This window comes from Microcystis sp. M53598_WE2 (assembly GCF_030067735.1).
Classification (GTDB): Bacteria; Cyanobacteriota; Cyanobacteriia; order Cyanobacteriales; family Microcystaceae; genus Microcystis; species Microcystis aeruginosa.
The window spans coordinates 1-3,771 of sequence record NZ_JASJFE010000422.1 but is presented as its reverse complement, the minus strand read 5'-3'; the positions used below and the strand labels follow the sequence as shown (position 1 = coordinate 3,771).

The window sequence follows — 3,771 nt, the reverse complement described above, 5'->3', positions numbered from 1 at the left end:
TTTATAATAAGGGGGGCATCTGATAATTTTTAACGCCTACCTACTGAAGTGTTGATTCTAGCGCAAGTCAAGACCTGATTTTTGTTTTTACTCAATGGGTCGTTTGATTCCCCCTGCCCCCCTTGATAAGGGGGGTGCCGATCCCCCCTTAGTCCCCCCTTAATAAGGGGGGCATCTGATAATTTTTAACGCCTACCTACTGCCAAGACTTAATCCTATGCTAACACGCCGCTCGAAATTATCTTTTCTCTTGGGGACTTGTTCCCTATTTCTCTGGGTAAACCATCCCGTCACCCTCGCAACCCCCATCAGTCAAGACAATTCCCCCCCTTCCGAGTTTATCTGTCCAGCAGACTTAGCCACCAGGATCGATCGCATTTTGGCCCGACCCGATTATCAAGGCGCTTATTGGGGAATTTTAGTAAAATCCCTTAATTCTCAGGAAAATCTCTATAGTCTCCACGAAAATAACTTTTTTACTCCCGCTTCTACTGCGAAATTATTAACCACTGCTGCCGCTTTCAGCAAATTTAACCGCGATTATCGTCTGAAAACCCCCATTTTAGCCCAAGGCAACCCCCCCGATTTAGAGACTTTAACCTTAGTCGGGAGGGGAGATGCAACCATAACCACAGAAAAGTTAGAAAAATTAGCAGAAAAGTTAAAAGCACAGGGAATTAACTCAATTTATCGCTTACTTGTCGTTGCTAGTCCTTTTCTCGTCTCCGATAGTCAAAAAACCTGGGAATGGGAAGATGTCTTTTTTGACTATGCTGTACCCGCTTCTAGCTTGGTTTTAAACGAAAATTCCGTCACTTTAAAGCTTTTACCGCGACAATTGGGGCAAAGCTTAGATTTACAATGGTCTGATCCCATTGCCGCTAAACAATGGCTAATTGAGAATCAAACCAGCACCGCAGCGCAAGGAAGCCCGAATACTCTGGCAATTAAGGGCAATTTAGCCAATAATCGCCTGATTATCACTGGTTCTCTGGCTATTGATAGTCAAGATGATTTTAATTTAGCTATTCCCCAACCCTCGGAATATTTCCTAGCTCGCTGGCGTAATATCCTTGAAAAAGCGGGAATTACCGTTAAAAACGCAGAAATTAGTTCACAGATTCTCGGCCATGAGATCACCAATTTAGAATCAGAACCCCTAGCATATTTGGTGGAAAAAGTCAATAAAAATAGCGATAATTTACTAGCCGAAACCCTACTACAAATGCTCGGCGGTGTCTCGGGATTGCAAGAAACTTTAACAAAACTGGGAATTGACAGCGATAGTTATAAAATCGGCGACGGTTCGGGGCTATCACGACAAAACCTAATTAAACCCAAGACTTTAGGTCAAATTTTACAACTAATGGCAGAAAATCCTGATTATCGGCGTTCTTTAGCCATTGGCGGCGTTGATGGCACTTTAACCAATAGATTCCGCCAGACTCCCCTAGAAGGACGATTACAGGCAAAAACCGGGACTTTAACCGGAGTTATCGCCCTCGCGGGTTATCTAGCAACCGCCGACAATCAACCCCTAATCTTTAGCATAACCGTCAATAACAGCGATCAACCCGCCACCACCCTCAGAAACGGCATCGATGAGGTGATTTTGCTCCTAGGACAGTTAAAACGCTGTTAATCTTTAGGAGACAGGAGATAGGGATTTGGGGATTTGGGGAGATAGGGAAATTTCAGCTAAATTCCCCACTACCCCAACACCCCAACACCCCAACACCCCAACACCCCAACTAATTCGATCGATCGAGTCAATTAATCACAGAAGACTGTATACTTTTGTAAAAATTGCTTCTAGCTGACCTGTAGATTAATCGACGGAGTTATTGATATATGTATATAGTTCAGGTTGCCTCTGAGTGCGCTCCAGTGATTAAAGCTGGGGGATTGGGGGATGTGGTATATGGATTGAGTCGAGAATTAGAAATTCGCGGTCATTGCGTGGAGCTAATCCTACCCATGTATGATTGTATGCGCTACGACCAAATTTGGGGCTTACACGAGGCTTATCGCGACCTGTGGGTGCCTTGGTACGGTGGGGCAATTCACTGTAATGTTTTTTGTGGTTGGGTACACGGGCGCTTGTGTTTCTTTATTCAACCCAATTCGGGGGATAATTTCTTTAATCGCGGTACTTACTACGGTTGTAAAGACGATAATATGCGTTTTGCCTTCTTCTGCAAAGCCGCTTTAGAATTTTTGCTCAGAAGTAATAAACGTCCCGATATAATTCATTGTCACGACTGGCAAACCGGTTTAATTCCGCCCTTACTTTTTGAAATTTATAAATATCATGGTATGGGCAATCAGCGCGTTCTCTACACCATCCATAACTTTAAACATCAAGGATTTGCTGGTGCAGAAATTCTCTGGGCAACAGGATTAAATAACGATACTTACTACTTTAGCTATGCCCGAATGCGCGATAACTTCAATCCTTTTGTGATTAATTTTATGAAAGGTGGTATCGTCTTTTCCAACTATTTCAACACCGTCTCACCCCACCATGCTTGGGAAGCACACCACACCGATGTTAGTTACGGTTTAGGTCATACAATTCACCAGCATCAACACAAATTTACTGGCATTCTCAACGGTTTAGATTACAATATCTGGAACCCAGAGGTGGATAAATTTATTGCTGCACCCTACGGTGTTGATAGCTTCTCCGAGAAGGCCCGCAATAAGAAGGCACTGCGAGAAAGACTCTGGTTAAGAGATGAAGCAGAAAAACCCTTAATTTGTTATGTCGGTCGTTTAGATGACCAAAAAGGCGTACATTTAGTTCACCATGCCATGTATTATGCCTTAGCTCGCGGGGCGCAATTTGTCCTCTTAGGTTCCGCCACCGAATCGTTAATTAATAACTGGTTCTGGCATGAGAAAAATCACCTAAATAATAACCCTGATGTTCATATTGAATTGGGCTTTAATGAGGAATTATCTCACCTCATTTATGCGGGGGCTGATATGATTGTGGTTCCCAGTAATTTTGAACCCTGCGGCCTGACACAAGTAATCAGCTTAAAATACGGAACCGTTCCCATCGTCCGGGGAGTTGGTGGTTTAGTTAATACGGTTTTTGATCGCGATTATGATACCTATCACCAACCCGAAGAACGCAATGGTTTTGTCTTTTTTGATCCCGATAATAATGCCCTCGAATCAGCCATGTCCCGGGCATTAGAATTGTGGTACACTCAACCGGAAGAATTCAAAAAATTAGCGATTCAAGGCATGGAATGCGATTACTCTTGGAATCGCCCCGGGGAAGAATACGTTGCCCTGTATGAAATGATTCGCCACAAATAAACTGCATCTTGCCCCTAGCAATTCCCTGGCAGTTGTCAACAGAAATTCGAGGAATAGATTTGTTGAAATTTCCGGGGAATTGCTTTAGTTTTGACCGACTCCTAACCCCACCAAAAAACTTTTTGCCGCAAACCCTACCTAGTAGAGCAGAAATGTTAACTTTGCTTGGTATTCTTGGGTGAGGGGATGACTAACTCCCAAAATCTGAAATATGGCTAACATGGCTTTTCTTGCCCCATCCTGACGATATTTTCTACTTTCTCCCACCAGGCTGATCAGTTTATCTAAAGCGGCGGCATAATCTTCTTTTAATGCGGAATTAATCCCAGTCAAAAATATCGCATCGAGGGGATTATTTTCTGGTTTTAACTGTTGAAATTCTAGGAGAGTTTTCCAACCTTTTATAACAGGATTTTCCTCTTTAATAGCACTGATTAATCG

General features: G+C 43.1%; 3 protein-coding genes. 2 read left to right on the top strand and 1 reads right to left on the bottom strand.

The window, feature by feature from the left end:
• Nucleotides 1-217: 217 nt before the first annotated feature.
• Nucleotides 218-1,642 (top strand): D-alanyl-D-alanine carboxypeptidase/D-alanyl-D-alanine endopeptidase, encoded by a 1,425-nt coding sequence (gene dacB / locus PX636_RS08945; protein ID WP_288116799.1) that lies wholly within the window; start codon nt 218-220, stop codon nt 1,640-1,642.
• A 209-nt stretch (nt 1,643-1,851) separates the two neighbouring features.
• Nucleotides 1,852-3,330: a glycogen synthase GlgA gene (gene glgA / locus PX636_RS08940; RefSeq protein ID WP_004162591.1), complete on the top strand. Its 1,479-nt coding sequence runs from the start codon at nt 1,852-1,854 to the stop codon at nt 3,328-3,330.
• Nucleotides 3,331-3,468: 138 nt separating this feature from the next.
• Here the strand turns inward: glgA and PX636_RS08935 are convergent.
• Nucleotides 3,469-3,771: tetratricopeptide repeat protein (locus tag PX636_RS08935; protein WP_288116798.1), on the bottom strand; the 303-nt coding region annotated here is incomplete at its 5' end.